The organism is Curtobacterium sp. MCSS17_008 (genome assembly GCF_003234185.1).
GTDB lineage: Bacteria > Actinomycetota > Actinomycetes > Actinomycetales > Microbacteriaceae > Curtobacterium.
In genome coordinates this window covers 24,183-49,601 of sequence record NZ_QKSM01000010.1, presented here as the reverse complement: position 1 = coordinate 49,601, position 25,419 = coordinate 24,183, and the positions used below count along the sequence as shown (strand labels likewise).

Sequence of the window (25,419 nt, the reverse complement as noted above, 5' to 3'; positions counted from 1 at the left end):
GCCGGGCCGGTCCCCCGGCCGTGGTGACCGGACGGTGTCCGGTCGTGCGTCAGTGCGTGGCCGCTCGGGCCAGGTCGACGACCGCCTGGACGGTCTGGTCGAAGTCGAGGTCGGTGGAGTCGAGCGTCGTGACGCCGTCGGCGGCGTTCATGAAGTCGACGACCTTCGCGTCCGCTGCATCACGTCGGGCGAGTGCGGCGGAGGTCTCGGCGGCCGACTGGGTGGTGACCTCTGCCGAGCGCCGGGCCATTCTAACCGACTCGTCGGCGGTCAGCAGGATGCGGACCTCGGCGTCGGGGGCGACCACCGTCGTGATGTCGCGCCCCTCGGTGATGATGCCCCGCGCGTCGGCCTTCCGCATGATCTGTCGGAACAGCTGCACGAGCTTCTGCCGGACCTCGGGCAGCTTCGCGACGTGCGCGACAGCGGCGGTGACCTCGGGCGTGCGGATCGCATCGGTCACGTCGGTGTCGCCGACCCGCACGAAGTAGTCGTCGGGGTCGGTGCCGATCGTGTAGTCGAAGCTGTCCCAGCTCGCCAGGACCGACGCCGGGTCGTCGAGGTCGACGCCCTGCTGCAGCGCGTGCCAGGCGAGCGCCCGGTAGGCGGCGCCGGTGTCCTGGTAGCCGAAGCCGAGGGCACGGGCCGCCGCGCGCGAGACGCTCGACTTGCCGCTGCCCGCCGGCCCGTCCACCGCGATCACGGTCTTCGCCACGAACGCGCCCTGCGGCAGACCGGACGGCACCGGCGCACTGGTCGACCCCGGCTCCCCGCCGGGCTCGCCGAGGCCGCCCGCCGGACCGCCGAGCGCACCGCCGTCCGCGCCGCCGGCAGCGCCGTCACCGGGGTTCGGCGTCGGCAGGCCCGCGTCGGGGCCTTCCGGTCCACCGGTGACGCCGGAGTCGTTCACGGAGACGTGCGTGTCGTCGTTCAGGCCCATGCTGCTGCGATCCTCCATCCGCGACCCTCGAGCTCTTCGACGAGTCGCTGTTCCTGCTCGGGCACGACCGACACCTCGACGATGCCGATCGGTGCGCCCGGCGAGTGTTCGAGGCGCATGTCCTCGAGGTTGATGCCGATCTCCCCGATGAACTGCAGGAGCGCGGCGATCTGGCCCGGGGTGTCGTCGACGAGGACGACCACCTGGGCGAAGCGCTTCGTGGTGCCGTGCTTGCCCGGGAGCCGCTCCACGCCGCGGTTGCCGGATGCGATGGTCTCGGCGATCGTGCGGGGAGAGCCCTGGCCGTGGGGGTCGTCGAGCGCGCGGATCACCCGCTCGAGGTCGTCACGCAGGTCGCTGAGCACCGGCTTGATGTGCGCGGCGTTCGCCCCGATGATCTGCACCCAGAGTCCCGGGTCGCTCGCCGCGATCCGGGTGACGTCGCGGACGCCGCCGCCCGCGAGGTCGAGCGAACCGTCCGGTGCGTCCCGCAACCGTGCCGCCATGAGCGTCGAGACGAGCTGTGGCGCGTGCGAGACGTACGCGACGGCCAGGTCGTGCGACTCCGGTTCCATCGGGACGACCGTCGCGCCGACGTCGAGCGCGAGGTCCTCGACCACCGCGGCGCGCTGGTAGGTGATGCCGTCGTGGCCGGCGATCACCCACGGCCGTCCGACGAACAGGTCCGCACGTGCGGCGGTCGGCCCGCTGCGCTCGCGCCCCGCCATCGGGTGCGACCCGATGTAGCGGCCGACGTCGGCGCCGGCTGCCCGCAGACGCTCGAGCGGCCCGGTCTTGACGCTCGCGACGTCGGTCACGACCGCCCGTGGGAACGCGGCGAGCTCCCGCTCGACCACGGCCGCGACGACGTCCGGCGGCACCGCGACCACGACGAGCTCGGGCTGGTCGCCCTCGGCAGGGCGACGACCGGCGCCGTAGTCGACGGCGAGCGCCAGCGCGGCGGGCGAGACATCGTCGAGCACCACGTCGACGCCCTTCTCGCGCAGCGCGAGCCCGATCGAGGCCCCGAGCAGCCCCGCACCGACGACCCGCACGGGTCCCCGGAGCCGCCGGTCGATGTCCGGTTCGGCGAGCGGGGCGGGGGCGTCGGTCACGCGGTCAGCCTACCGACGGTCAGTCGGCAGTCTCCTCGTCGGTGTCCTCCTGCGGAGCACCCTTGGCGTCGCGGGCGATGCGGAGCAGCGCCCCGAGCTCGACCGTGGACAGCTCACGGGTCCGGCCGAGCGGCAGCGACCCGAGCTGCAGCGGCCCGAAGGACCGGCGCACGAGTTCGAGCACCGGGTGGTCGACGGCGTCGAGCATGCGGCGGACGATCCGGTTGCGTCCCGAGTGCAGCGTGATCTCGACGAGCGACTCGCCGCGGGCGGACTCGAGCAGGCGCACCTTGTCGGCGGCGATCGGGCCGTCCTCGAGCTCGACGCCGTCGAGCAGTCGCTGCACCGTCGCCGGGTTCACGTTGCCCGCGACCTTGGCGATGTACGTCTTCGTCACCCCGAACGACGGGTGCGCCAGCACGTGGGCGAGGTCGCCGTCGTTCGTCAGCAGCAGCAGCCCGGACGTCTCGGCGTCGAGCCGTCCGACGTTGAACAGGCGCTCCTCGTACCGGTCGACGAACTCGGCCAGGTCGCGCCGGCCGCGCTCGTCCTGCAGGCTCGACACGACGCCCGTCGGCTTGTTGAGCAGCACGTAGCGGCGCGAGGTGTCGACCTGCACCGGCACGCCGTCCACCGCGATCTCGTCGGTCTCCGGGTCGACCCGACGGCCGAGGGCGTCGACGACCTCGCCGTTCACCGTCACGCGGCCTTCGACGATCAGGTTCTCCGCGACCCGCCGGGACGCCACCCCCGCAGCGGCGATCACCTTCTGCAGCCGCTCACCGTCGGCCTGGAGGCCCGGCCCACCGCCGGCAGGAGCGCCCGCCCCCGCCGCGTCCCAGTCGGGGATGACGGGGCGCTCGGGCGTGCCCTCGAGCGGCATGCCGTGCTCGTCGCGCGCACCCTCCGGGCGCGGCGTCGTGCGCGGGTCGGTGCGGCCTGCGCCGGCACCACCGTTCCGGGGGCGGTCGCTGTTCCTGGCCGTGGTCGTCCCGCCGACGTAGCGACGGCCGTTGTGCCACACGGTGCTGGGGCGTCCGTCCGGGCCGCGACGATCCTCGCGCGCCGGGTCACGGCGGTCGTCACGGCGGTCGTCGCGGCGGTCGTCACGACGACCGACACCGCGTCGGTCGCTCGCGCCGCCACGGTCGTCGCGTCCGCGGTACCCACCGGAGGAACGGTCGTCGCGACCGCGGTACCCACCCGACGAACGATCGTCACGGTCACGCGCGCCGCCACCCTGACGGTCGTCGCGTCCGCGGTACCCACCGGAGGAACGGTCGTCGCGACCGCGGTACCCACCCGACGAACGGTCGTCACGGTCACGCGCGCCGCCACCCTGACGGTCGTCACGTCCGCGGTACCCACCGGAGGAATGGTCGTCACGACCGCGGTACCCACCCGACGGACGGTCGTCCTCGCGGCGGACGAACCCGCGGTCTCCACCGCGCCGGTCCTCGTCGCGGCTCACGAAACGGCCACGGTCACCGCCCGGACGCTCGTCGCGCCCGCGGTACCCACCACGGTCGTCGTTCCCGCGGTACCCGCCTCCGGTGCCACCGGAGCGATCGTCACGACCTCGGTACCCGCCTCCGGTGCCACCGGAGCGGTCGTCCCGCCCGCGGTACCCGCCGGAACCACCCGACGGGCGCTCGTCGCGGCTGCGGTACCCGCCACGGTCGTCGTTGCCGCGGTACCCGCCACCGGTCGACCCGGAGCGGTCGTCGCGACCGCGGTACCCACCGGAACCACCCGAGGGACGCTCGTCCCGCCCGCGGTACCCGCCGCGGTCGTCACCCTGTCGGCCGCCCGCGCGACCGGAGCCGGCGCCGCGGTCGCGTGACGCGCCTCCCGACCGGCCGTCGCGACCGGAACCGGCGCGACCTCGCGAGCCGCCTCGTCGATCGTCCTCATACGCGGCCATCAGGGATCCCTTCGTTGTGCCCGAAGCCGTCCGCGCCGTCCTCCAGGAGGGGCGAGATGAGCGGCAGCTCGTCGAGCGAGTTGATGCCGAGCTGCTGGAGCAGCAGGTCGGACGTGACGTAGTTGATGGCGCCCGTCTCGGCGTCGGTGAACGACTCCTCGATGAGCCCGCGGGCGACGAGGGTCCGGACGACGCCGTCGACGTTCACCGCGCGGATCGATGCGATCTGCGACCGGGTGATCGGCTGCTTGTAGGCGACGACCGCCAGGGTCTCGAGGGCCGCCTGGGAGAGCCGGGCCGGGCGTTCGGCCTCGACGAACTGCTCGACCACGTCGTCGAGCTCACGGCGCACGTAGAAGCGCCAGCCACCGCCGACCTCGCGGAGTTCGAAGCCCCGCCGCACGGTGCCGTCGACGCCGTCGAAGTCGGCCACGAGCCGCTCGATCGCCTGACGGACCGCGGGCACGGGTGCCCCGACCGCTGCCCCGAGCGACACCAGCGACTGCGGCTCGTCCGCGATCATGAGGATGGCCTCGAGCTGCCGGTCGACGGGCAGCTCCGTGCGGACGCCCTGCGCGGCGTGGAGCTCCTGCTCGACCGCGCGGGCGTCGGCGACCTCGTCCGCTCCCCCGGGTTCGGCGCTCGACGCGGCGGCGCGTGCGTCATCCGTCATAGTCGGCTCCCAGGTTGGCGAGGCTCTCGTCGGACCAGTCCTCGGCGGTCCACCGGAGTGTGAGCTCCCCCAGCGGTTCGAGCTGCTCGAACGAGATCGACGCGTTCCGGTACAGCTCCAGGATCGCCAGGAAGCGAGCCACCACGATACCCGTCTCGGTGACACCGGCGACCAGCTCGCGGAACGACACGTCCTCATCGGCACGGGTGCGGAGGATCGACACGACGATCGCCGCCTGCTCGCGGATGCTCACGAGCGGGGCGTGCAGGTGGTCGAGGCCGACGGTCGGGATCTCCCGCGGTGCGAAGGCGAGCATGGCGATCGCGGCGAAGTCCTGCACGGACAGCGTCCAGACCAGCTCCGGCGTCCGCGCGCGGAAGCGCTCCTCGAGCCGGACGCGACGGACGTGCCGGCGGGACTCCTGCTGCCACCGCTCCCCGAACCACTCGGCGGCCTGCTTGAACGCCCGGTACTGCAGGAGCCGGGCGAAGAGCAGGTCGCGGGCCTCGAGCAGTGCGACGTCCTCGGCGTCGACGAGCTCGCCCTGGGGCAGCAGCCCGGCGATCTTCAGGTCGAGCAGGGTCGCGGCGACGACGAGGAACTCGCTCGCCTCGTCGAGCTCGTCGGCGGACTCGGCCTGCCGGACGTACTGGATGAACTCGCCCGTCACGGCGCCGAGCGACACCTCGGTGATGTCGAGCTCGTGCTTCGTGATGAGCGAGAGCAGCAGGTCGAACGGGCCGTCGAAGTTGCTCAGCCGGACCCGGAACCCGGGCGCCGTCGTGGTGCCCGCGGGTGCGGACGCTGCGCCGGCGGCGTCGTCGGCACCGCTCGGCCGGGTCGGATCAGGCGACGGCGCCACGCTCGACGAGCTCCCTGGCGAGCGCCCGGTACGCGTGCGCCGCGGCGTGCTCCGGCGCCGTCTGCGTGATCGGTCGCGCCGAGACGGTGGCGTCCGGGAACTTCACCGTCCGGCCGATCACCGTGTCGAGCACGTGGTCGTCGAAGGTCTCCACGACGCGCTCCATGACCTCGCGCGAGTGCAGGGTCCGGGAGTCGTACATCGTCGCGAGGATGCCGTCGAGCCGCAGCGCCGGGTTGAGCCGGTCGCGCACCTTGTCGATCGTCTCGATGAGCAGCGCGACGCCGCGCAGCGCGAAGAACTCGCACTCGAGCGGGATGAGCACGCCGTGCGCCGCGGTCAGGGCGTTCACGGTGAGCAGTCCGAGGGACGGCTGGCAGTCGACGAGGATGAGGTCGTAGTCGTTCGACACCTTGCGGAGGACGCTCGCCAGGATCTGCTCGCGGGCGACCTCGTTGACCAGGTGGACCTCGGCCGCGGACAGGTCGATGTTGGCGGGGATGACGTCGAGCAGCGGCACGTTCGTCGGCTGGATGACCTCGCGCGGGTCCTTCACGGCGCCCATCAGCAGGTCGTAGACGGTGGGGATGTCGTGCGTGCGGACGCCGAGCCCGGCGGACAGGGCGCCCTGCGGGTCGAAGTCGACGGCGAGGACCTTGCGGCCGTACTCGGCGAGCGCGGCACCGAGGTTGATCGACGTCGTGGTCTTGCCGACGCCGCCCTTCTGGTTGCACAGCGCGATGATGCGAGCGGGCCCGTGGCCGTCGAGTTCCTCGGGCACGGGGAACTGCCGCACGGGCCGACCGGTGGGGCCGACCGGGGTCTCGTCGGTTCCGGGGGTGGTCGTCGGGTTCGTCCTCACCCGGTCATCGTACCGGCGTGCCGTCCGGGCCTCCGGCCGCACCGCCGCGCGGGCGGCCACGGCCTGTCACGGCTGCGGTCCGGAGCGGTGCCGTCGCGGACCGCAGCCTGTCCACCGGGCGTACGACGTGCCTCCCGCCTGGACCCGCCGTGGGTCAGGCCGGACGAAGCGCCACCCGCATGCTGTCCACGCGGTCCGCGATGACGGTGTCCGCCGTCCACCGCTGCTGCAGCCGACCGACCAGGGCCTGCACCGCCGCCTGGTCGAGCCCGGGGTGCAGGGCCAGACCGACCGTCAGCTCGGCACCCGCGAACCGTCCGAGCGGGTCGCCCGGGGACAGTTCGACCCGGGCGACCGCACGCTCGTCGGCGACGGAGCCGGCGAAGGCCCGCGCGACCTCCGGGTCCTCGAAGCACGGTGTCCACGGCAGGTCCTGACCGATCGCCCACACCGCGGGCCGCCGCAGCACGAACTCGGTCGGCGCCGTCGGGTCGAGGACCACGAGCTGGGTCTCCTCGCTCGCCGCGGCCATCGCGACGCGGCGAGCGTCGGCGGGCACGGGACGGGCGGTGGCGTCCCACGACCGCATCGCCTCGGCCGACGTGAACGCGGGCATGACGCTGCGGCCGTCGGGACCCGCGACCGTGACGATCGACAGCTCCTGGGTCTTGTCGACGAGCTTCCCGTCGGCGGTGTGGCCGACGTCGCCGGCCTCGGCGACGAGCGGGATGAGCAGCCGGGCGCCGCGCAGGGCGTCCACGACGGCCCGCTGCGACCCGCCCTGCTGCAGGGCGGCGACGGCGGCGACGACCGCCGGGTCCGCCAGCCCGTCGTCGTCCGCGAAGGCGTCGTCGTGCGCGTCGAAGGTACGACCCGCCCAGGGGTTGCCCGCCGAGTCCGCGGCCCCGCCCGGCGTGTGGGCGTCGTCGGTCGCGCCGGGCTCCGGAGCGTCGGGTCCGGTGCCGCGGCCGTTCGAGATGCCCGCCACGACGGCTACTCGGAGGCGATGTCGAGGGCGGCCGGCAGCGTGAACGCGCCGGAGTACAGGGCCTTGCCGATGATGGCGCCCTCGAGTCCGTGCGGCACGAGCTCCCGCAGCGCACGGAGGTCGTCGAGGGTCGAGATCCCACCCGAGGCGACGACGGGCTGATCGGTCCGGTCACAGACCGCGCGGAGCAGGTCGACGTTCGGCCCCTGCAGGGTGCCGTCCTTCGTGACGTCGGTGACGACGTAGCGCGCACACCCGGCGGCTTCGAGTCGGTCGAGCACCTCCCACAGGTCGCCGGCGTCCTCGGTCCAGCCCCGGCTCGCCAGGGTGGTCCCCCGGACGTCGAGGCCGACGGCGATCTGCTCGCCGTACTCGCCGATCACCCGCGCCGCCCACTCCGGCTTCTCGAGTGCCGCCGTGCCGAGGTTCACGCGGGCCGCACCCGTCGCCAGCGCCGCCTCGAGCGACGCGTCGTCGCGGATGCCGCCGGACAGCTCGACCGAGACGCCCTCGACCTCGTGGATCGCCTTCGCGATCACCCTGCGGTTGTCGCCGCGGCCGAACGCCGCGTCGAGGTCGACGAGGTGGATCCACTCCGCTCCCTGGTCACGCCAGGTCCGGGCGGCGGCGACCGGGTCGCCGTACGAGGTCTCGCTGCCGGCCTCACCCTGCGTGAGGCGGACCGCCTGACCGTCGACCACGTCGACGGCGGGCAGCAGGACGAGGGGCGGGGTCGCGGTGAGATCGGTCATGGTCCTGTCGGTTCTCGGGGTGGTTCGGGCGGCCGGGAGGCGCGGTGTCGGGCACCACGGGTCCGGTGCGTCGGACGCGGTGCCGGTCCGACTCCCGTCGTGGGACGGGTCGTTCCGGACGGAGGCGGTCTCAGAGCGAGTCGACCCAGTTGCGGAGCAGCCGGATACCCGGCTCCCCCGACTTCTCCGGGTGGAACTGCGTGGCGGTGAGCGGACCGTTCTCCACGGCGGCGACGAAGCGCTGCCCGTGCTCGGCCCACGTCAGCCGCGGCGCACGGAACGGGCCGTAGGCGTCGAGCGGGAAGTCGGTCACACCGTACGAGTGCACGAAGTAGAAGCGCTCGTCGTGCAGGCCGTCGAACAGCACCGAGTCCTCGGGGGCCTCGACCGTGTTCCAGCCCATGTGCGGCAGGACCTCGGCCTCGATCTCCTCGACGGTGCCGGGCCACTGACCCAGGCCCTCGACGTCCGCCCCCCGCTCGACACCGCGGGCGAACATGACCTGCATGCCGACGCAGATGCCGAGCACCGGGCGGCCACCGGCGAGGCGGTGGTCGACGATCTCGCCGCCGCGGACCCCTTCGAGCTGGTCGACCACCGCGGCGAACGCGCCGACGCCCGGCACGAGCAGGCCGTCGGCGCGGAGCGCGGCCTGCTTGTCGGCAGTGAGCGTCACCTCGGCGCCGGCGCGCTCCAGCGCCTTGGCCGCGGAGTGGACGTTGCCCGATCCGTAGTCGAGGACGACGACGTTCGGCTTGGCGGTCACAGTTTCCCCTTCGTGGACGGGATGCCGTCGACCCGGGCGTCGAGTTCGACGGCGCGGCGCATCGCGCGGGCGAAGGCCTTGAACTCGGCCTCGGCGATGTGGTGCGGGTCACGGCCGCCGAGCACGCGGACGTGCACGGTGATGCCGGCGTTGAACGTGATGGCCTCGAACACGTGGCGGACCATCGAACCGGTGAAGTGCCCGCCGATGCGGTGGAACTCGAACCCGTCGGGCTCGCCGGAGTGCACGAGGAACGGGCGACCGGACACGTCGACCACGGCCTGCGCCAGGGCCTCGTCGAGCGGCACGAGCGCGTCGCCGTAGCGGCCGATGCCGGCGCGGTCGCCGAGGGCCTGCTTCAGGGCCTGTCCGAGCACGATGCCGGTGTCCTCGACGGTGTGGTGCACGTCGATGTCGGTGTCACCCGTCGAGCGCACGCGCAGGTCGATCAGGGAGTGCTTGCTGAACGCGGTCAGCATGTGGTCGAAGAACGGCACGCTCGTCGAGATGTCGGACGAGCCGGTGCCGTCCAGGTCGAGCGAGAGCTCGATGCTCGACTCGCTCGTGCTCCGGCTGATCGAGGCGGTACGGGCGGTCATGCGTCAACCCTAACCGGCGGCTGCACGGCGGCCACGCGGCGCATGGCGTCGAGGAACGCGCTGGTCTCCTCCTCGGTGCCGGCGCTCACCCGCAGGTGGTTCGGGATGCCGAGGTCGCGCACGATGACGTCCTGCTCGAGCAGCGCCTCGAACGCGGCGTGCGGGTCCGCGACGCCACCGAAGAGCACGAAGTTCGACCACGTCTCGTACGTCCGGTAGCCCATCTCGCGCAGCTCCGTCACCATGCGGTCACGCTGCCGCTTGATGTCGTCCACCATCGCGAGCATCGCCGGGGCGTGCCGGAGCGCGGCGATCGCGGCCGCCTGGGTCAGCGCGGACAGGTGGTACGGCAGGCGCACCAGTCGGAGTGCGTCGACCACCGCCGCGTCGGCCGCGAGGTACCCGACGCGAGCACCGGCGAACGCGAAGGCCTTGCTCATCGTGCGCGAGACCACGAGGCGCGGGCGCCCCGGCAGGAGCGTGATGGCGCTCGGGGCGTCGGTGGGCATGAACTCCGCGTACGCCTCGTCGACCATGACGATGCCGTCCGTCGCGTCGTACGCGGCACGGATCGTGTCGATGTCGAGCGGGGTGCCCGTGGGGTTGTTGGGCCCACACAGGAAGACGATGTCCGGCTGGTGCTCGCGGATCGCGGCCACGACGGTCTCCGGTGTGATCCGAAACTCGTCGTCACGCTGCGCGGGGATCCACCGGGTTCCGGTGCCGGCCGCGAGGATCGAGTGCATCGAGTAGGTGGGAGGGAACCCGAGCACCGACCGTCCCGGGCCCCCGAACGCCTGGAGGAGCTGCTGCAGCACCTCGTTCGAGCCGTTCGCCGCCCACAGCTGGTCCGGCGTCAGCTGCTGGTCCGAGGACAGCCCGCCGTTCAAGTAGCGGGTGAGCGATTCCCGGAGCTCGGTGAACTCGCGGTCCGGGTAGCGGTTGACGGTCGTCAGGGCGGTGCGGATCGAGCCCACGATGTCCTCGGCGACGTCCTCGGGCACGGGATGCGTGTTCTCGTTGACGTTGAGCTGCACGCGCACGTGCTTCTGCGGGGCGCCGTACGGGCTCTGCCCGCGGAGGTCGTCGCGGATCGGGAGGTCTTCGAGCGTGGTTGCCACCGATCCATCGTAGGCCGCGCCCATTGGGCAACGACCGGCCGTCCGGACGGTGACGGGGCCTGGGTCCGAGCACGGGCCAGGCCACGGCCGATGTCGCCGTCCAGGTGTCCCGGTCGGGCTCAGCCGCCCGCGTCTCCGAACGACCGGGTCAGTTCCCCGCGGTGTACTTGGCCGGGATGGCGATCTGCTCGCCCGCCTGCAGCGTCGACCCCTCGAGCGCGTTGAGGCTCACGACGTCCTGCACGAAGTCGCGCGGATCGGCCTGCGGTGCCGTCTCCTCCGCCAGCTGCCACAGCGTCTCGCCGGGCTCGACGGTGACCGTCTGGAAATGCACGGGTGCTCCGGCGCGGGAGGAGTCGCCGGCTGAGGCCTGGCCCCCGTTCAGTACGGACAGGGCGACGATCAGGAAGACCGGGAGTGCGGCGAGCGTCGTCAGGACGATCCGACCGCGGCGCGTGATGCGCAGGCGCGTACGGACGGCGGGGGTCGCGGAGCGCTGCTGGTCAGCGATGGCGATGGTGCTCATGTCGTTCTTGCCTTCCCGTTCGGAGGAACCGAAGTCGTGTACCGAACATAGTTTCGAATGCGGGCCCACACAAGTCTCAGGAAGAGATTCGAGTGGGATTTTTTCGCCGACACGCTCGAACAGGTGTTTGTCCGGCCTGGAGTGGTCGGATACTGTTTCGATCGACTGGGACGAGTCAAGCGGGGACCACCGACATTCCCGCCCGACCGCCCGGCATCGACGAAGGGCGAGACGACGTGGCGGACGAACTGCGGGTCCAGAAGCCGTTGACGGCGAAGCAGCAGGCGATCCTCGACGCGATCCGAGCGTCGATCGCCAGCCGGGGTTACCCGCCGAGCATGCGCGAGATCGGCGACGCGGCCGGCCTCTCGTCACTGTCGAGCGTCTCCCACCAGCTCGGTCAGCTCGAGCTCGGCGGCTGGATCCGACGCGACCCGAACCGCCCTCGGGCCCTCGAGGTCCTGGTCGACGAGCCCACGCCCGACGTCGAGACCCCCGACGTCGACGCCACGACCCTCGTGCCGCTCGTCGGGCGCATCGCCGCGGGCGTGCCGATCACGGCGGAGCAGCACGTCGACGAGATCGTGCCGCTCCCCCGCCAGCTCGTCGGCACGGGTGACCTCTTCATGCTCAAGGTCGTCGGGGAGTCGATGATCGACGCCGCGATCTGCGACGGCGACTGGGTGGTCGTCCGCGCGCAGCAGACCGCCGACAACGGTGACATCGTCGCTGCGATGCTCGACGAGGAGGCGACCGTCAAGGTGTTCCGGCAGCGCGACGGCCACACGTGGCTGCTGCCGCGGAACTCGGCGTTCGAGCCGATCCTCGGCGACGCAGCCACGGTGCTCGGCAAGGTGGTCGCGGTCCTCCGCTCCGTCTGACCCCGCGCTCGCTCGCGGGACGCAGCCCACGACGAACGGGAGGCGCGGTGCCAGCTGGCACCGCGCCTCCCGTTCCGTACCGGTGTGGGTCCCGGGACTAGGCCGACACGGCGGGCGCGACCACGTACGGGTCGAGCTCGGCGACCTGGCGCTGGAAGACCCGCACCTGCAGGCGTGTGCCGTCCTCGACGTAGTCCGTCGACTCGACCGCACCCGCGTCGTGCAGCGACGACACGAGGTCACCGCGGTCGTACGGCACGACCAGGGTGAGCGACACGTCGGGCTCCGGCAGGCGGTCCTCGATGGCGGCGAGGAGCTCGGAGATCCCCTCGCCGGTCCGCGCGGAGACGAACACCGCGTCCGGCACGAGCCCGACCAGCACGAGCCGCTGCGACTCGTCGATGAGGTCCGCCTTGTTGAAGGCGACGATCTCCGGGATGTCCCGCGCCCCGACGTCCCCGATCACGTCGCGGACGGTGGCGAGCTGCGCTGCCGGGTCCGGGTGCGACGCGTCGACGACGTGCACGATGACGTCGGACTCGCCGACCTCCTCGAGCGTGGAGCGGAACGCCTCGACCAGCTGGTGCGGAAGGTTCCGCACGAAGCCGACCGTGTCGGCGAAGGTGTACTCGCGGCCCTTGCTCGTCTCGGTCCGGCGGACCGTGGCGTCCAGCGTCGCGAACAGCTGGTTCTGCACGAGGACGCCGGCGCTGGTGAGCCGGTTGAGGAGCGAGGACTTGCCCGCGTTGGTGTAGCCGGCGATCGCGACGCTCGGCACGTCGTTGCGGTGCCGGTCGGCGCGCTTCGCCTCACGCGCGGGACGGAACCCGGCGATCTGGCGGCGGAGCTTCGCCATGCGGGTGTGGATGCGGCGACGATCGAGCTCGATCTTCGTCTCACCGGGACCACGCGATCCCATGCCCGCGCCGCCGGAGACCTGACCACCGGCCTGGCGGGACATCGACTCACCCCAACCACGAAGGCGCGGGAGCAGGTACTCGAGCTGCGCGAGCTCCACCTGCGCCTTGCCCTCGCGGCTCTTGGCGTGCTGGCTGAAGATGTCGAGGATGACCGCGGTCCGGTCGATCACCTTCACCTTCACGACGTCCTCGAGCGCACGACGCTGCGACGGTGCGAGCTCGGTGTCGGCGATCACGGTGTCGGCGCCGGTGGCCTTGACGACCATCGCCAGTTCCTCGGCCTTCCCCTTGCCGAGGTAGGTCGACGGGTCGGGGTTCGGCCGCCGCTGCAGGAGCCCGTCGAGCACCACGGCACCCGCGGTCTCGGCGAGGGCCGCGAGCTCGCGGAGGGAGTTCTCGGCGTCCTGGGCGTCGCCCTGCGGGTACACGCCGATGAGGACGACCTGCTCGAGCCGGAGCTGCCGGTACTCGACCTCGGTGACGTCCTCGAGCTCGGTGGAGAGACCGGTGACGCGGCGCAGGGCTGCGCGGTCCTCGCGGTCGTACTGGTCGCCGTCGCCGGACCAGCCGTGATCGTCGACCGATCGGGTCTGGATCGCCTGTGCGGGGGCGAAGATCGCCGACGACGCCTTGGTGTCGGCGTTGCGGAGGACGCGTTCCACGACACCTTCGGCGCTGTCGTCGGATCGTCCGTCGTTCATGGTGGTTTCCGTCATCTTCTCCACAGGGTACCGCCGCCACGCCCGGGACACACGGGGTCGACGGTACGGTTCTTCCATGGCGAACGACCACTACTTCTCCGCCAGTCCGTCGTCGGAGATCCGTGAGCGCCAGGTGCACGTCACGCTCGCCGGTCGGCCACTCACCCTGTCGACCGCGGCCGGGGTCTTCAGCCCGGACGGCGTCGACCGCGGCACGAAGGTGCTGCTCGGTTCCGTGCCGCCGCCCGCGCCGGAGGGCGCGCTGCTCGACGTCGGATGCGGCTGGGGGCCGATCGCGATCACGATGGCACTGGAGTCGCCGGACGCGCAGGTGTGGGGCGTGGACGTCAACGAGCGGGTGCTCGGCCTCGCTCAGCGGAACGCGGTCGCCGCCGGACTGACCAACGTCAGGGTCGGGCTGCCCGACGACGTGCCGGCGGACCTGCGCTTCCGCACCATCTGGTCGAACCCGCCGATCCGTGTCGGCAAGGACGAACTGCACGCGATCCTGCTCACGTGGCTCCCCCGGCTCGAGGTCGGCGGCGACGCGTGGCTCGTGGTCTTGAAGGACCTCGGCGGCGACTCGCTGCAGCGGTGGCTCCGGGACGCGCTCGGCCACCGCTACGAGGTCTCGCGGGCATCGACCGACAAGGGGTTCCGGGTCATCCGGGTGCACCGCACCGCGGAGTAGGGGGCGTGGGACGAGTGTGACGCCGTCGTCCGTGCGAGACGCCGTCGTCCGTGCGAGACGCCGTCGTCCGTGCGAGACGCCTGCATGCACGCGAGACGCCGTCGCTCCTCGCGGCGTCTCGGTCGAGCCGCCGCGTCTCGGCTCGACGCCGGCGTACCGCTCGTGCACCACCCGGGCGGGAGCACCGCGCCCGTCTGCGTCAGACCGTCAGGTCTCCCGAGAACACCAGCTCCGCCGGCCCCGCGAGCGCCACGTGCTCGCCGTCCTCCGCCGCGAACATCCGCACCGTGACGACACCGCCCGGCACGCGCACGCGCCAGGTGTCCGGTGCCGACGGCCCCGCCCAGTACCGCGTCGCCAGGGCTGCCGCCACCGCGCCCGTCCCGCAGGACAGCGTCTCGCCGCTCCCCCGCTCGTGCACGCGCATCGTGATCTCACCGACGCCGTCCTTGACCAGCGGGTCGCCCGGGAGCACGAACTCCACGTTCGCCCCCGCCGCCGGCACCGGGTCGAGCACCGGGACGTACGTCAGGTCCAGCTCCGCGAGCTCGTCCTCGGTCGCCACGGCGACGACGACGTGCGGGTTCCCGACGTCGATGCCGAGGCCCGGTCGTGCGCCGTCGAGTTCCTTCGCCCGCACGGTCACGTCGTTCGCCCCGCCGCCCTCGATGCCGAGGCCCCAGCGCCCGAGGTCCGCGGAGAACCCGTTCGTCGTCCGCTGCACGTCGACCAGGCCCTTGCGGCTGCCGACGGTGAGCGTCTCGCCCGGCGCGAGGTCGACGAGCCCCGACTCGGTCAGGTACCGGGCGAAGACCCGGATGCCGTTGCCGCACATCTCGGCGACCGAACCGTCGGCGTTGTGGTAGTCCATGAACCACGTCGCGGCGGGCTCCACCGCGACGAGCGCACGCCCTTCGGGGAGCGCGTCCGACCGCACGGCGCGGATCACGCCGTCCGCACCGACGCCGAACCGCCGGTCCGCGATCGCCCGGATGCGCTCCGGCGTCAGGTCGACCGTCGCGTCGGGGTCGGCGAACAGGACGAAGTCGTTGCCCGTCCCCTGGCCCTTCGTGAAGTGCAGCTCGGTCACGGCACGATCCTACGGGCCACTGCCCGCAGCCCCGCGACATCGGTCCCGGTGACGTCGAGCACCTCGGCGTCGTAGCGCTTGAACCACGACACCTGCCGCCGGGCGTACTTGCGGGTCGCGACGGCGGTCGCTTCGACCGCTTGGTCGGAGGTCGACCGTCCGTGCAGGACGTCGAGTGCCTGCGAGTACCCGATGGCGGCACGGGCGGTCCGCCCCTGCTCCAGCCCGGCGGCACGGAGTGCGTCGACCTCGTCGACGAGCCCGGCACGGAACATCCGCGCGGCCCGTGCGTGCAGGGACTCGACGAGTTCGCCCCGCTCGCGGTGCAGGCGCAGCACGCGCGCGGACCGCCACGCCCGCGGCACGGACGGGAGGCGCGGGGTCACGGCCTCGGACCGGCTCGCGATCTCGACGGCACGGATCAGGCGTCGCGGGTTGCGCGCGTCGACGGCGGCGGCGGCGGCCGGGTCGAGGGCGCGCAGTCGCGCCAACAGGACGCCCGGTCCGTGCTCCGCGTGCTCCTGTTCGAGTTCCGCCCGGAGCGCGGGGTCGGTGCCGGGGAACGCGAGGTCGAACAGCACGGACGACACGTACAGGCCGCTGCCGCCGACGAGCACCGCCGTCCCACCCGCAGCGGTGATCCGGTCGACGTCGGCCCGGGCGTCCCGCTGGTAGGCGGCGACGCTCGCCTCGTCCGTGACCTCGAGCACGTCGAGCTGGTGGTGCGGGACACCACGGCGTTCCGCCTCGGACAGCTTCGCGGTCCCGATGTCCATGCCCCGGTACAGCTGCATCGCGTCGGCGTTGACGATCTCCGCCGGACGCCCGGTCGCCCGCAGCCGCTCGGCGATCGTCAGCGCGAGCTCGGACTTGCCGGTGCCGGTCGCTCCGACGACCGCGACGAGGTCCGGACAGCCCGCGTCGACGGCGCCGTCACCCTGGACGCGCTGGCCGTCCAGGCCATCCAGGCCGTCCTGGCCGCGCTGGCCCGCTCCCGGCGCGTCAGCGGCCGACACGGAGGCCCGGCAGCCCGAGCGACACCGGACGCGGCCCCGCTCCCGGTGCGGCCGGGGTGGGCACGCCGCAGCTCTCCGCCTGCGCACGGTCCCAGGCGTCCCCGGCACGGGTGCGCCGGATGCGCAGCGGTCCCTCACCGTCCGCGATGAGGAAGTGCGCCGCTGCCCGGGTGACCTCCACGGTCACGACGTCACCGGGACGCGGGACGTCGGACCCCTCCGGGACGGCGAAGTGCACGAGCCGAGCGTCCTCAGCCCGGCCCGACAGGCGGTGGGTGGTCTCGTCCTTCCTGCCCTCGCCCGTGGCGACGAGCACCTCGACGGTGCGACCGACCTGCTTCGCGTGCTCCTCGGCGGTGATGCGGTCCTGCAGCGCGATGAGCCGGTCGTAGCGCTCCTGCACGACCGCCTTCGGCAGCTGGTCGGGCATGGTCGCCGCGCGTGTGCCCGGGCGGATCGAGTACTGGAACGTGAACGCGGAGGCGAACCGGGACTGCTCGACGACGCGCAGGGTGTCCTCGAAGTCCTCGTCGGTCTCACCGGGGAACCCGACGATGATGTCGGTCGAGATCGCGGCGTGCGGGATCTTCGCGCGGACGCGGTCGAGGATCCCCAGGAACCGCTCGCTGCGGTAGCTCCGGCGCATGGCCTTCAGCACGCGGTCCGACCCCGACTGCAGTGGCATGTGCAGCTGGGGCATGACGTTCGGGGTCTCGGCCATGGCGTCGATCACGTCGTCGGTGAAGGCGGCGGGGTGCGGGCTGGTGAAGCGGACGCGCTCGAGGCCCTCGATCTGTCCGGCCGCGCGCAGCAGCTTGCCGAACGCCTGGCGGTCACCGAACTCGACGCCGTACGAGTTGACGTTCTGCCCGAGGAGCGTGACCTCGATCGCGCCGTCGTCGACCAGCGCCTGGATCTCGGCGAGCACGTCGCCCGGACGGCGGTCCTTCTCCTTGCCGCGGAGCGACGGCACGATGCAGAAGGTGCAGGTGTTGTTGCACCCGACGGAGATCGACACCCATCCGCTGTGCGTCGAGTCGCGCTTCGTCGGCAGCGTCGACGGGAACACGTCGAGCGCCTCGAGGATCTCGATCTGCGCCTCGTCGTTGTGCCGGGCACGCTCGAGCAGCGTCGGCAGCGACGCCATGTTGTGCGTCCCGAACACCACGTCGACCCACGGCGCCTTCTCGAGGATGACGTTCTTGTCCTTCTGCGCCAGGCAGCCGCCGACGGCGATCTGCATGCCGGGGTGCTGGCGCTTCACGCCGGCCAGGTGCCCGAGGTTGCCGTAGAGGCGGTTGTCCGCGTTCTCGCGCACCGCACACGTGTTGATCACGACGACGTCGGCCTGCTCGCCGTCCGCCGAGACGTACCCGGCGGCCTGGAGCGATCCGCTCAGCCGTTCGGAGTCGTGGACGTTCATCTGGCACCCGTAGGTGCGGACCTCGTAGGTGCGGGGGCGGGCTGCGACGGTGGCCATGGTCGTCCCAGTGTAGGTCGGCCGCGGCCACCGTCGGCGCTACTCGAACCGGACGGTGCCCCCGCCGGACGGCGACCGGCGGGGCGGCGCGTCGAGCGCACGTTGCACGGCGACCCGCACCACTCCGGAGCCGTAGCCCTTACGCATGAGGAAGCCGCTGAGCCGACGCTCGGCCGTCTCACGGTCGAGGCCCCGGAGCTGCCGAGCACGCTTCTCGGCGAGCTCGATCGCACGGACGAACTCGTCGTCGGCGTCGTCCGCCGCAGCCTCGAGCGCAGCGTCGATCGCCGCCTGGTCGATGCCCCGGCGGCGCAGCTCGGCCACGACGCCCTGGCGCCCGAGCCCCTTGCGCTCGTGCAGCCGGTCCACCAGGTCCGTGGCGAGGGCGACGTCGTCCAGCAGACCGACCCGCACCAGGCGGGCGACCTCGTGCTCGACGACCTCCGCGTCGAGCTCCTGCTTCGTCAACAGCTGGCGCATCTCCGACTCGCTCACGCCCTTGCGTCCGAGCGCACGCATGCTGACCCGCTCGGCATCGGCGCGCTGCTCGTCGAGCGGACGCGGCGCCTCGGCCGGATCGATCTCGTCGCCGCTGGCGATGGCGAACACCGACGCGCTCGTCGCGTCGGCCGTCTCGGCGTCGTACCCGCGCTGTTCGGCCCGCACACTCCGACCCGAGCCGTCACCGACGACCGGTGAGAGCCACTCGGCCTGCGCTTGCGCCCCACGGAGCGGGATCGCGGCAGACGACGCGCCCGCCGCATCGTCCCCGTCCCGCGTCGACCACGCGCCCTCGTCGACGCCCGAGCGCGGGCCGACGTCGGGCGCCCCGGCGTCCGTGGGCTGCGATGCGTCCGTGAACTGCCCGGCGTCCGTGGACTGCCCGGCGTCCGTGGGCTGCCCGGCGCCCGTGGACTGCGCTGCGTCTGTGGGCTGCGCTGTGTCCGTGAGCTGCTGCGGCCCGAGGTCGGGGACCCGCTCGGACGTGCGTCGACCACGACGGGACCGCGCACCGAACAGGTCGGTGACCGGCGCGAGGCCCTCGTCGTGGTCGTGTGCGTCCGTCACGCGCCCTTGCGCTCCGCGAGCTTCGGCGCGATCGAGTCGACCGGGGCGTCCGCTGCGTCGGCCTTGGCACCGCCGACACCGAGCTTCGCGAGGATCTTGCCCTCGATCTCCGCCGCGATGTCCGGGTTCTGGATGAGGAAGGAGCGCGAGTTCTCCTTGCCCTGCCCGAGCTGGTCGCCGTCGTACGTGTACCAGGCACCCGACTTCTTGACGATGCCGTGGTCGACGCCGAAGTCGAGCAGCGAACCCTCTCGCGAGATGCCCGTGCCGTACAGGATGTCGAACTCGGCCTGCTTGAAGGGCGGAGCCATCTTGTTCTTCACGACCTTGACGCGCGTGCGGTTGCCGACGGCGTCGGTGCCGCTCTTCAGCGTCTCGATGCGGCGGATGTCGAGGCGGACCGAGGCGTAGAACTTCAGCGCCTTACCACCCGCGGTGGTCTCCGGGCTCCCGAAGAAGACACCGATCTTCTCGCGCAGCTGGTTGATGAAGATCATCGTCGTCTGCGTCTGGTTCAGCCCACCGGCGAGCTTGCGCAGCGCCTGCGACATGAGGCGGGCCTGGAGACCCACGTGGGAGTCACCCATCTCGCCCTCGATCTCTGCGCGGGGCACGAGGGCCGCGACCGAGTCGACGATGATCAGGTCGATCGAGCCCGAGCGGACGAGCATGTCGGCGATCTCGAGCGCCTGCTCACCGGTGTCGGGCTGCGACACGAGCAGGGCGTCGATGTCGACGCCGAGCTTCTTTGCGTACTCCGGGTCGAGCGCGTGCTCCGCGTCGATGAAGGCCGCGATCCCGCCGGCGCGCTGGGCGTTGGCGATGGCGTGCAGCGTCAGCGTCGTCTTACCCGACGACTCCGGGCCGTAGATCTCGATGATGCGGCCACGCGGGAGCCCGCCGATGCCGAGCGCGACGTCGAGGGCGACCGAACCGGTCGGGATGGTGGCGACGGGCGCGCGCTCATCCGAGCCGAGGCGCATGACCGTGCCCTTGCCGAACTGCCGGTCGATCTGGGCGAGTGCGGTCTCGAGGGCCTTCTCGCGGTCTGCGGATGATGGCATGGGGTGCTCCTTCGTGCTCGGTGTCGGCCGCCTGTAGGCTGTCGCGTCCACCCCAGCCGGTGGTGCAGGGCTGGTGCTCGGCGACAAGGCTTCGGGCTGTTCCCGATGGCTTCGAACCTAGGGCGGGCCACCGACATCACTGCCCGCGACCGCGCGATCTGTGGACGAAGGTCCGGACAGCGCCGTTGTGCAGGAACCTAGCACCGATCGAACACGCGTTCGAGCGACACGCCGAACAGAGTTTCGGGTGCCGCTGTGCCCGGGGACGCTCAGTCCCGCGGCTCCGCGAGGCCCTTGCCGTGGCGCTTCTCGAGCGGGACGTCCTGCGAGTCGCAGAGCGCCTGCCAGACGCGACGCGCGTCGATCCCCGCCTCGAGGGCGTCCGCCGCGGACCGTCCGCCGAGCTCCTCGAGCACGACGTCGCGCGACACCACGGCACCGTACGCCTCGCCGAACACCTGGTCCACCGCTCGCCAGAACTCACTCACGCGCATCTGACCAGGGTAACGACGAACGCCCCCGCCGGCGGACCGGCGAGGGCGTTCGTGGTGGTGGTGCGTCAGCGCACCGCGAGGTCGTTGTCGAACTCGGCGACGAGGTCGTCGGGCAGCGTGTCGGGAACGGGGGTGAGTCCCTCCACGACCGCGAGACGGTCTCCGACCTCGCGCATGATGGTCGAGATCGGGGTGTCGAGGGCGTCGGCCACCGAAGCGAGGATCTCGGAGCTGGCCTCCTTCTGGCCGCGCTCCACCTCGCTCAGGTACCCGAGAGCCACACTGGCCTTGGACGCGACCTGACGGAGGGTCCGGCCCTTCTGCAAGCGGAAGTCTCGCAGGACATCGCCGATCTCCTGACGAACGAGAACCATGGGGACTCCTCCTCTCTGTCGTCTCCGCGCCCGCCTGGTCCTGGTGACCGTGGTCGGGTTCAGCAACAGTAGCGTTGCCGTTCGCAGCATGCTAACCACGCTGGCTGCCGTACTGCTGGAGATTGCGTGGGATGTAACCCAGTGGCAACAGGGCCTATTCCCCGGTGCGGATCCTGGTCGACATCCGTGCCAGGAGTTCGGAGACGGTGGCGTGACGGATTGCATCGCGGTCCCCGTCGAGGTGCAGCTCGACCGCATCGACGCGTTCCGCGGATGCGATGCCGACGAAGACGGTGCCGACGGGCTTGCCGTCCTGCGGGTCGGGTCCGGCGACGCCGGTCGTGCTGATGCCCCAGGTCGCGGGTTCGCCGTCCACCGCCAGCGCGGTCCGGACACCGGACGCCATCTGCCGCGCGACCTCCGGGTCGACCGCGCCCTCGGTCGCGAGCAGCTCGGGGTCCACCCCGAGCAGGGAGGTCTTGACGGGCGTCGCGTAGGCCACGACGCCGCCGCGGACGACGGCGCTCGCACCCGCCACGTCGACGAGCGTCGCCACCACCAGCCCGCCGGTCAGCGACTCCGCCACCGCAACCGTCTCCCCGCGGGCGGTGAGCTCCGCGATCAGTCCGGGGGCGACGGGCACCACGGCACCACCGCCGGGAGGCGCGGTGTCGGTCGGTCCGTCAGGCTGGGTCACGCCGTGGTGCGGTTGTGCTTCCATGCCTGCCACAGGTAGTCGGCGCCGCTGAGCACGGTCGCAGCCAGCGCCGCGGTCATGAGGACGCCGTTCACCCAGTGCGCGAGGTCACCGACGACGTTCCACCACGGGAACAGCGCGAGCGTGATCGCGACGGCCTGCAGCACGGTCTTGATCTTGCCGCCACGGCTGGCCGGGATCACCCGGTCCGACAGCACCGCGAAGCGGAACACGGTGATGCCGATCTCGCGCAGCATGATGAGCACCGTGACGATCCAGGGCAGTTCGCCGAGGATCGACAGCGCGACGAGGGCACCGCCGATGAGCACCTTGTCCGCGATCGGGTCGACGAGCTTCCCGAAGTCGGTGACCAGGTTCTGCCGTCGGGCGATGATGCCGTCCGCACTGTCGGTGACGATGGCCACGACGAAGACGACGGCCGCCCAGACGCGCAGCGACGTGTCCTGCCCGCCGTCGGCGAGCAGCATGACGAAGAACAGCGGCGCCATGAGGATGCGCACCACGGTGATGATGTTGGCGACGTTCGCGGTCGATGCCGGGCCGTCCCCCTTGCGGAGCAGCCGTCCGCGCCAGGGGAAGCGCGCTCCGTGTGTGGTCTCCGAGCTGGTCATGTCGCTCACTCCCTGCCCGTCAGTCCCCACGCGTCCTCGTCCGGTCCGTCGTCCTCGACCTCAGGGTACCCGCGGGTCATGTCCGCCACCGGGTCCGAGCCGTACCGGTCGTCGTCCGCGCCGCCCGAGGCGGCCGTCGGCGAGCCGGCGCCGGCCCCGTCGACCGGAAGTGCCCCTCCGGGCTGGGCCGAGGATGCCGGGCCCGCAGGTCCGGGGCCACCCGGCGCCGGCGCCGGCGCCGGCGCCGGCGCCGGCGGCTCCTCACCCCGGAGCTTCGCGAGCACGCCGGGCAGCTGGTCCGGCGTGACGAGCACGTCGCGCGCCTTCGAGCCCTCCGAGGGACCGACGATGTCGCGCGACTCCATGAGGTCCATCAGGCGGCCGGCCTTCGCGAAGCCGACGCGGAGCTTGCGCTGCAGCATCGACGTCGAGCCGAACTGCGTCGACACGACCTGCTCGACGGCAGCGAGCAGCAGCTCGAGGTCGTCACCGATGTCCGCGTCGATCTCCTTGCGCTCGACCACGGCCTGGACGTCCTGCCGGTACTCGGGGCGGGCCTGGCGCGTGACGTGCGCGACGACCTCGGCGACCTCGCTCTCCTGCACCCAGGCACCCTGCACGCGGACGGCCTTCGAGGAGCCCATCGGCAGGAACAGACCGTCGCCCTGGCCGATGAGCTTGTCGGCGCCCGGCTGGTCGAGGATGACGCGGGAGTCGGTGACGCTGGTGACCGCGAACGCCACGCGGGACGGCACGTTGGCCTTGATCAGCCCCGTGATGACGTCCACCGACGGTCGCTGGGTCGCGAGCACGAGGTGGATGCCGGCGGCTCGGGCGAGCTGGGTGATGCGGACGATCGACTCCTCGACGTCGCGCGGGGCGACGAGCATGAGGTCCGCGAGCTCGTCGACGACGACGAGCAGGTACGGGTACGGCTTGAGCTTCCGCTCGCTGCCGGCGGGCAGGACGATCTCGTCGTTCCGGACGGCCTTGTTGAAGTCGTCGACGTGGCGGAACCCGAACGACGCCAGGTCGTCGTACCGCATGTCCATCTCCTTCACGACCCACTGCAGCGCCTCTGCGGCCTTCTTCGGGTTCGTGATGATGGGGGTGATGAGGTGCGGGACGCCGGCGTAGATCGAGAGCTCGACGCGCTTCGGGTCGACCAGGACCATACGGACCTCGGACGGCTTCGCGCGCATGAGCAGGGACGTGATCATCGAGTTGATGAACACCGACTTGCCCGAGCCGGTGGAGCCGGCGACGAGCAGGTGCGGCATCTTCGCGAGGTTCGCGACGACGAAGCCGCCCTCGACGTCCTTGCCGACGCCGATGGTCATCGGGTGCTTCGACTTGGTGGCCGCGCCGGAGCGCAGGACGTCGCCGAGCGAGACGATCTCGCGGTCGGTGTTCGGGATCTCGACGCCGATGGCGCTCTTCCCCGGGATCGGCGACAGGATGCGGACCTCGTTCGACGCGACCGCGTACGACAGGTTCTTCGACAGCGCCGTGACGCGCTCGACCTTGACGCCGGGGCCGAGCTCGATCTCGTACCGCGTGACCGTCGGGCCACGGGAGAAGCCGGTCACCTTCGCGTCGACCTTGAACTCGGTCAGCACGCCCGTGATCGCGGCGACGATGTCGTCGTTCGCCTGGCTGCGGGCCACCGACGGCGTGCCGGCGCTCAGCGTTGACGCCGCGGGCAGACGGTACGGCGCGGACGGGTCCTCGTCGGCGGCGGTCGCCGCGGGCAGCCCCTCGTCGACCGCGTCGGGGGCGGACCCCGGCGCGGACGGCGACACCACGGGCGAGACGCCCGCATCGGGACGAGCGACGGCGGCGGGCTGCTCCGGCACGGCGGTGCCGAAGTCACGCAGTGCCTGCTCGGCGACGGCCAGGTCGTGCTCGACCTCCTGCTCCCCGTGCACGTCGGCGCCGGCGGCGGCCTGCTCGAGCGAGTCGTTGAGGTTGACCGAGGCGGGCTCGGCCGGCGTGTGGTCGACGAGGCCGGCCGCCGCGCCCGCGCTCGGGTCCGTCGCGGGGGCAGCTGCACCCGTGCCCGGCACGGTCTGGGTGGCTGGGGCGGGCAGGACCGGGCTGTCGTAGGCCGGGTCCTCTTCGCGTCCGGTCTTGTTCCGGCGCCACCAGGGTGTGGTCGACCCGTCGGCGTCCCCGGCGTCCGGGCCCTGCTCGTCGTCGAACCCGAGGTCCTCGAAGAGCGGGAAGTCCGTCTGCTGCCGCTTCGAGCCGCGGGCACGTGCCGCGGGCTGCGCGGGCTGCTCGTCGACCTCGGGCTCCGCGGCGGGTGCCGGAGCGCCGAACAGGTACGCGTACAGCTCGTGGAGCCGACGACCGGTCCTGTTCGGCGGCGTCTTGGTGATGATGAAGAGCGAGAGCACGAGCAGCACGACCGCGACGGGCACGGCCACCCACACCGTCGCGACGGCCACGAGCCAGCTGATCACGACCCAGCCGAGCACCCCGCCCGCAGCGGCGAGGGCGACCATGCCGTCCGAGGCGCTGGGCTGGCCGCCGAAGACGTGGCAGAGCGACGCGATCGACACGAGCATCAGCCCGAGGCCGATGCCGATCCGGGTGTTGTCGTGCACGGAGGCGGGGTGCCGGAACAGCCAGCCCGCGAAGACCACCATGATCACCGGCAGGGCGAAGGCCAGGCGGCCGAACAGCCCGCCGAACGTGTACGCGTCGAGCCCGATCGACACCGGGTTCGTCGGGTTGAGCCACTCGACCACGGCGCCCGCGATCGCCAGCACGAAGAGCAGGAACGGGAACCCGTCGCGCCGTTCGTCCTTGGCGAGGGTCTCCTTGCCGAGCAGACGGAACAGCGCGCCGACGCCGTGCGCCATCGCGAGCCACGCGGTCACGACGGGGTTCTGCTCGCGGAACACCGGAGTCGGTGCGGCCTGCGGCAGCTTCTTCGTCGTGGCCTGCGTGCGCGAGGTACCGCGCGACCCGCTCCCGCGGGACGACGTGGACGCGCGCGAGCGCGTGGTCGACTTGGTGCCTCCGGCCATGCGGTGGAGCCTAATCCCCGCTCGGGACATTCCGCGGATGCCCCGCCGCACCTCCGGCGTCCGGCGGGTGCCGAGCGTCGTCGGTACCGAGGCCGCCGCGCCCGTCCCGACCACGCGGGACGAGACCGGCCAGGAGGCCCGGCGAGCG

26 protein-coding genes are annotated in these 25,419 nt (G+C 72.2%); 3 read left to right on the top strand and 23 right to left on the bottom strand.

Annotated elements, in window-relative coordinates; all coding sequences use genetic code 11:
• Positions 1-49: 49 nt before the first annotated feature.
• The 3 genes from cmk to DEJ23_RS11165 all read right to left on the bottom strand — a co-directional run bounded on the left by cmk (position 50) and on the right by DEJ23_RS11165 (position 2,938).
• Entirely contained in the window at positions 50-745 is a 696-nt protein-coding gene (gene cmk / locus DEJ23_RS11175; protein WP_375342275.1) for a (d)CMP kinase, read from the bottom strand.
• A 185-nt stretch (positions 746-930) separates the two neighbouring features.
• The gene (locus DEJ23_RS11170) at positions 931-2,055 is read right to left on the bottom strand and encodes a prephenate dehydrogenase (RefSeq protein ID WP_111240333.1); all 1,125 of its coding nucleotides are present in this window, start codon (positions 2,053-2,055) and stop codon (positions 931-933) included.
• A gap of 19 nt (positions 2,056-2,074) precedes the next feature.
• Complete coding sequence (locus DEJ23_RS11165; RefSeq protein ID WP_111240370.1) at positions 2,075-2,938, bottom strand: pseudouridine synthase; 864 nt, start codon at positions 2,936-2,938, stop codon at positions 2,075-2,077.
• 132 nt (positions 2,939-3,070) lie between these two features.
• Here DEJ23_RS11165 and DEJ23_RS15730 point away from each other — a divergent pair, with 132 nt between their 5' ends.
• The gene (locus tag DEJ23_RS15730; protein ID WP_181429226.1) at positions 3,071-3,898 is read left to right on the top strand and encodes a hypothetical protein; all 828 of its coding nucleotides are present in this window, start codon (positions 3,071-3,073) and stop codon (positions 3,896-3,898) included.
• A 67-nt stretch (positions 3,899-3,965) separates the two neighbouring features.
• On the opposite strand, the gene scpB is transcribed toward DEJ23_RS15730, so the two are convergent.
• The 9 genes from scpB to DEJ23_RS11110 all read right to left on the bottom strand — a co-directional run bounded on the left by scpB (position 3,966) and on the right by DEJ23_RS11110 (position 11,128).
• Entirely contained in the window at positions 3,966-4,652 is a 687-nt protein-coding gene (gene scpB / locus DEJ23_RS11150) for an SMC-Scp complex subunit ScpB (RefSeq protein WP_111240330.1), read from the bottom strand.
• Positions 4,642-5,514, bottom strand: coding sequence for a ScpA family protein (locus tag DEJ23_RS11145; RefSeq protein WP_111240329.1), 873 nt, complete (start codon positions 5,512-5,514; stop codon positions 4,642-4,644). The genes scpB and DEJ23_RS11145 overlap by 11 nt, the downstream gene beginning before the upstream one ends.
• Positions 5,498-6,376: a ParA family protein gene (locus DEJ23_RS11140; protein ID WP_111240369.1), complete on the bottom strand. Its 879-nt coding sequence runs from the start codon at positions 6,374-6,376 to the stop codon at positions 5,498-5,500. Before DEJ23_RS11140 ends, DEJ23_RS11145 begins: the two co-directional genes overlap by 17 nt.
• A gap of 154 nt (positions 6,377-6,530) precedes the next feature.
• Complete coding sequence (locus tag DEJ23_RS11135) at positions 6,531-7,364, bottom strand: SseB family protein (protein WP_111240328.1); 834 nt, start codon at positions 7,362-7,364, stop codon at positions 6,531-6,533.
• Positions 7,365-7,369: 5 nt separating this feature from the next.
• Complete coding sequence (priA, locus tag DEJ23_RS11130) at positions 7,370-8,116, bottom strand: bifunctional 1-(5-phosphoribosyl)-5-((5-phosphoribosylamino)methylideneamino)imidazole-4-carboxamide isomerase/phosphoribosylanthranilate isomerase PriA (RefSeq protein ID WP_111240327.1); 747 nt, start codon at positions 8,114-8,116, stop codon at positions 7,370-7,372.
• A 130-nt stretch (positions 8,117-8,246) separates the two neighbouring features.
• On the bottom strand, positions 8,247-8,882 hold the full coding sequence (hisH, locus tag DEJ23_RS11125) for an imidazole glycerol phosphate synthase subunit HisH (RefSeq protein WP_111240326.1): 636 nt from the start codon (positions 8,880-8,882) through the stop codon (positions 8,247-8,249).
• The gene (hisB, locus tag DEJ23_RS11120; protein WP_111240325.1) at positions 8,879-9,481 is read right to left on the bottom strand and encodes an imidazoleglycerol-phosphate dehydratase HisB; all 603 of its coding nucleotides are present in this window, start codon (positions 9,479-9,481) and stop codon (positions 8,879-8,881) included. Before hisB ends, hisH begins: the two co-directional genes overlap by 4 nt.
• Complete coding sequence (locus DEJ23_RS11115) at positions 9,478-10,602, bottom strand: histidinol-phosphate transaminase (protein WP_258375464.1); 1,125 nt, start codon at positions 10,600-10,602, stop codon at positions 9,478-9,480. The genes hisB and DEJ23_RS11115 overlap by 4 nt, the downstream gene beginning before the upstream one ends.
• 148 nt (positions 10,603-10,750) lie before the next feature.
• Positions 10,751-11,128 (bottom strand): LysM peptidoglycan-binding domain-containing protein, encoded by a 378-nt coding sequence (locus DEJ23_RS11110; RefSeq protein ID WP_111240323.1) that lies wholly within the window; start codon positions 11,126-11,128, stop codon positions 10,751-10,753.
• Between the two features lie 215 nt (positions 11,129-11,343).
• Here DEJ23_RS11110 and lexA point away from each other — a divergent pair, with 215 nt between their 5' ends.
• Complete coding sequence (gene lexA / locus DEJ23_RS11105; protein WP_111240368.1) at positions 11,344-12,009, top strand: transcriptional repressor LexA; 666 nt, start codon at positions 11,344-11,346, stop codon at positions 12,007-12,009.
• A gap of 97 nt (positions 12,010-12,106) precedes the next feature.
• Here the strand turns inward: lexA and hflX are convergent, their stop codons facing one another.
• On the bottom strand, positions 12,107-13,645 hold the full coding sequence (hflX, locus tag DEJ23_RS11100) for a GTPase HflX (protein ID WP_111240367.1): 1,539 nt from the start codon (positions 13,643-13,645) through the stop codon (positions 12,107-12,109).
• 61 nt (positions 13,646-13,706) lie between these two features.
• Here hflX and DEJ23_RS11095 point away from each other — a divergent pair, with 61 nt between their 5' ends.
• A complete protein-coding gene (locus DEJ23_RS11095; protein WP_111240322.1) occupies positions 13,707-14,321 on the top strand; it encodes a class I SAM-dependent methyltransferase in 615 nt (204 codons plus the stop codon).
• A 199-nt stretch (positions 14,322-14,520) separates the two neighbouring features.
• Here DEJ23_RS11095 and dapF read toward each other — a convergent pair whose 3' ends face one another.
• The 10 genes from dapF to DEJ23_RS11045 all read right to left on the bottom strand — a co-directional run bounded on the left by dapF (position 14,521) and on the right by DEJ23_RS11045 (position 25,271).
• Entirely contained in the window at positions 14,521-15,411 is an 891-nt protein-coding gene (gene dapF / locus DEJ23_RS11090; protein WP_111240321.1) for a diaminopimelate epimerase, read from the bottom strand.
• Positions 15,408-16,370: a tRNA (adenosine(37)-N6)-dimethylallyltransferase MiaA gene (gene miaA, locus DEJ23_RS11085; RefSeq protein ID WP_111240366.1), complete on the bottom strand. Its 963-nt coding sequence runs from the start codon at positions 16,368-16,370 to the stop codon at positions 15,408-15,410. The genes dapF and miaA overlap by 4 nt, the downstream gene beginning before the upstream one ends.
• 43 nt (positions 16,371-16,413) lie before the next feature.
• Positions 16,414-17,907, bottom strand: a complete 1,494-nt coding sequence (gene miaB, locus DEJ23_RS11080; protein WP_111240320.1) for a tRNA (N6-isopentenyl adenosine(37)-C2)-methylthiotransferase MiaB — start codon at positions 17,905-17,907, stop codon at positions 16,414-16,416.
• Positions 17,908-17,946: 39 nt separating this feature from the next.
• On the bottom strand, positions 17,947-18,975 hold the full coding sequence (locus DEJ23_RS15725; RefSeq protein WP_111240319.1) for a regulatory protein RecX: 1,029 nt from the start codon (positions 18,973-18,975) through the stop codon (positions 17,947-17,949).
• Positions 18,972-20,039, bottom strand: coding sequence for a recombinase RecA (recA, locus tag DEJ23_RS11070; RefSeq protein ID WP_111240318.1), 1,068 nt, complete (start codon positions 20,037-20,039; stop codon positions 18,972-18,974). The genes DEJ23_RS15725 and recA overlap by 4 nt, the downstream gene beginning before the upstream one ends.
• Positions 20,040-20,308: 269 nt before the next feature.
• Positions 20,309-20,533, bottom strand: coding sequence for a DUF3046 domain-containing protein (locus DEJ23_RS11065; RefSeq protein WP_111240317.1), 225 nt, complete (start codon positions 20,531-20,533; stop codon positions 20,309-20,311).
• A 65-nt stretch (positions 20,534-20,598) separates the two neighbouring features.
• A complete protein-coding gene (locus DEJ23_RS11060; RefSeq protein ID WP_058742950.1) occupies positions 20,599-20,907 on the bottom strand; it encodes a helix-turn-helix domain-containing protein in 309 nt (102 codons plus the stop codon).
• Between the two features lie 154 nt (positions 20,908-21,061).
• Positions 21,062-21,604 (bottom strand): CinA family protein, encoded by a 543-nt coding sequence (locus tag DEJ23_RS11055; protein WP_375342274.1) that lies wholly within the window; start codon positions 21,602-21,604, stop codon positions 21,062-21,064.
• Complete coding sequence (pgsA, locus tag DEJ23_RS11050; RefSeq protein WP_181429225.1) at positions 21,601-22,236, bottom strand: CDP-diacylglycerol--glycerol-3-phosphate 3-phosphatidyltransferase; 636 nt, start codon at positions 22,234-22,236, stop codon at positions 21,601-21,603. Before pgsA ends, DEJ23_RS11055 begins: the two co-directional genes overlap by 4 nt.
• A 5-nt stretch (positions 22,237-22,241) precedes the next feature.
• A complete protein-coding gene (locus DEJ23_RS11045) occupies positions 22,242-25,271 on the bottom strand; it encodes a DNA translocase FtsK (RefSeq protein ID WP_111240314.1) in 3,030 nt (1,009 codons plus the stop codon).
• Positions 25,272-25,419 lie beyond the last annotated feature (148 nt).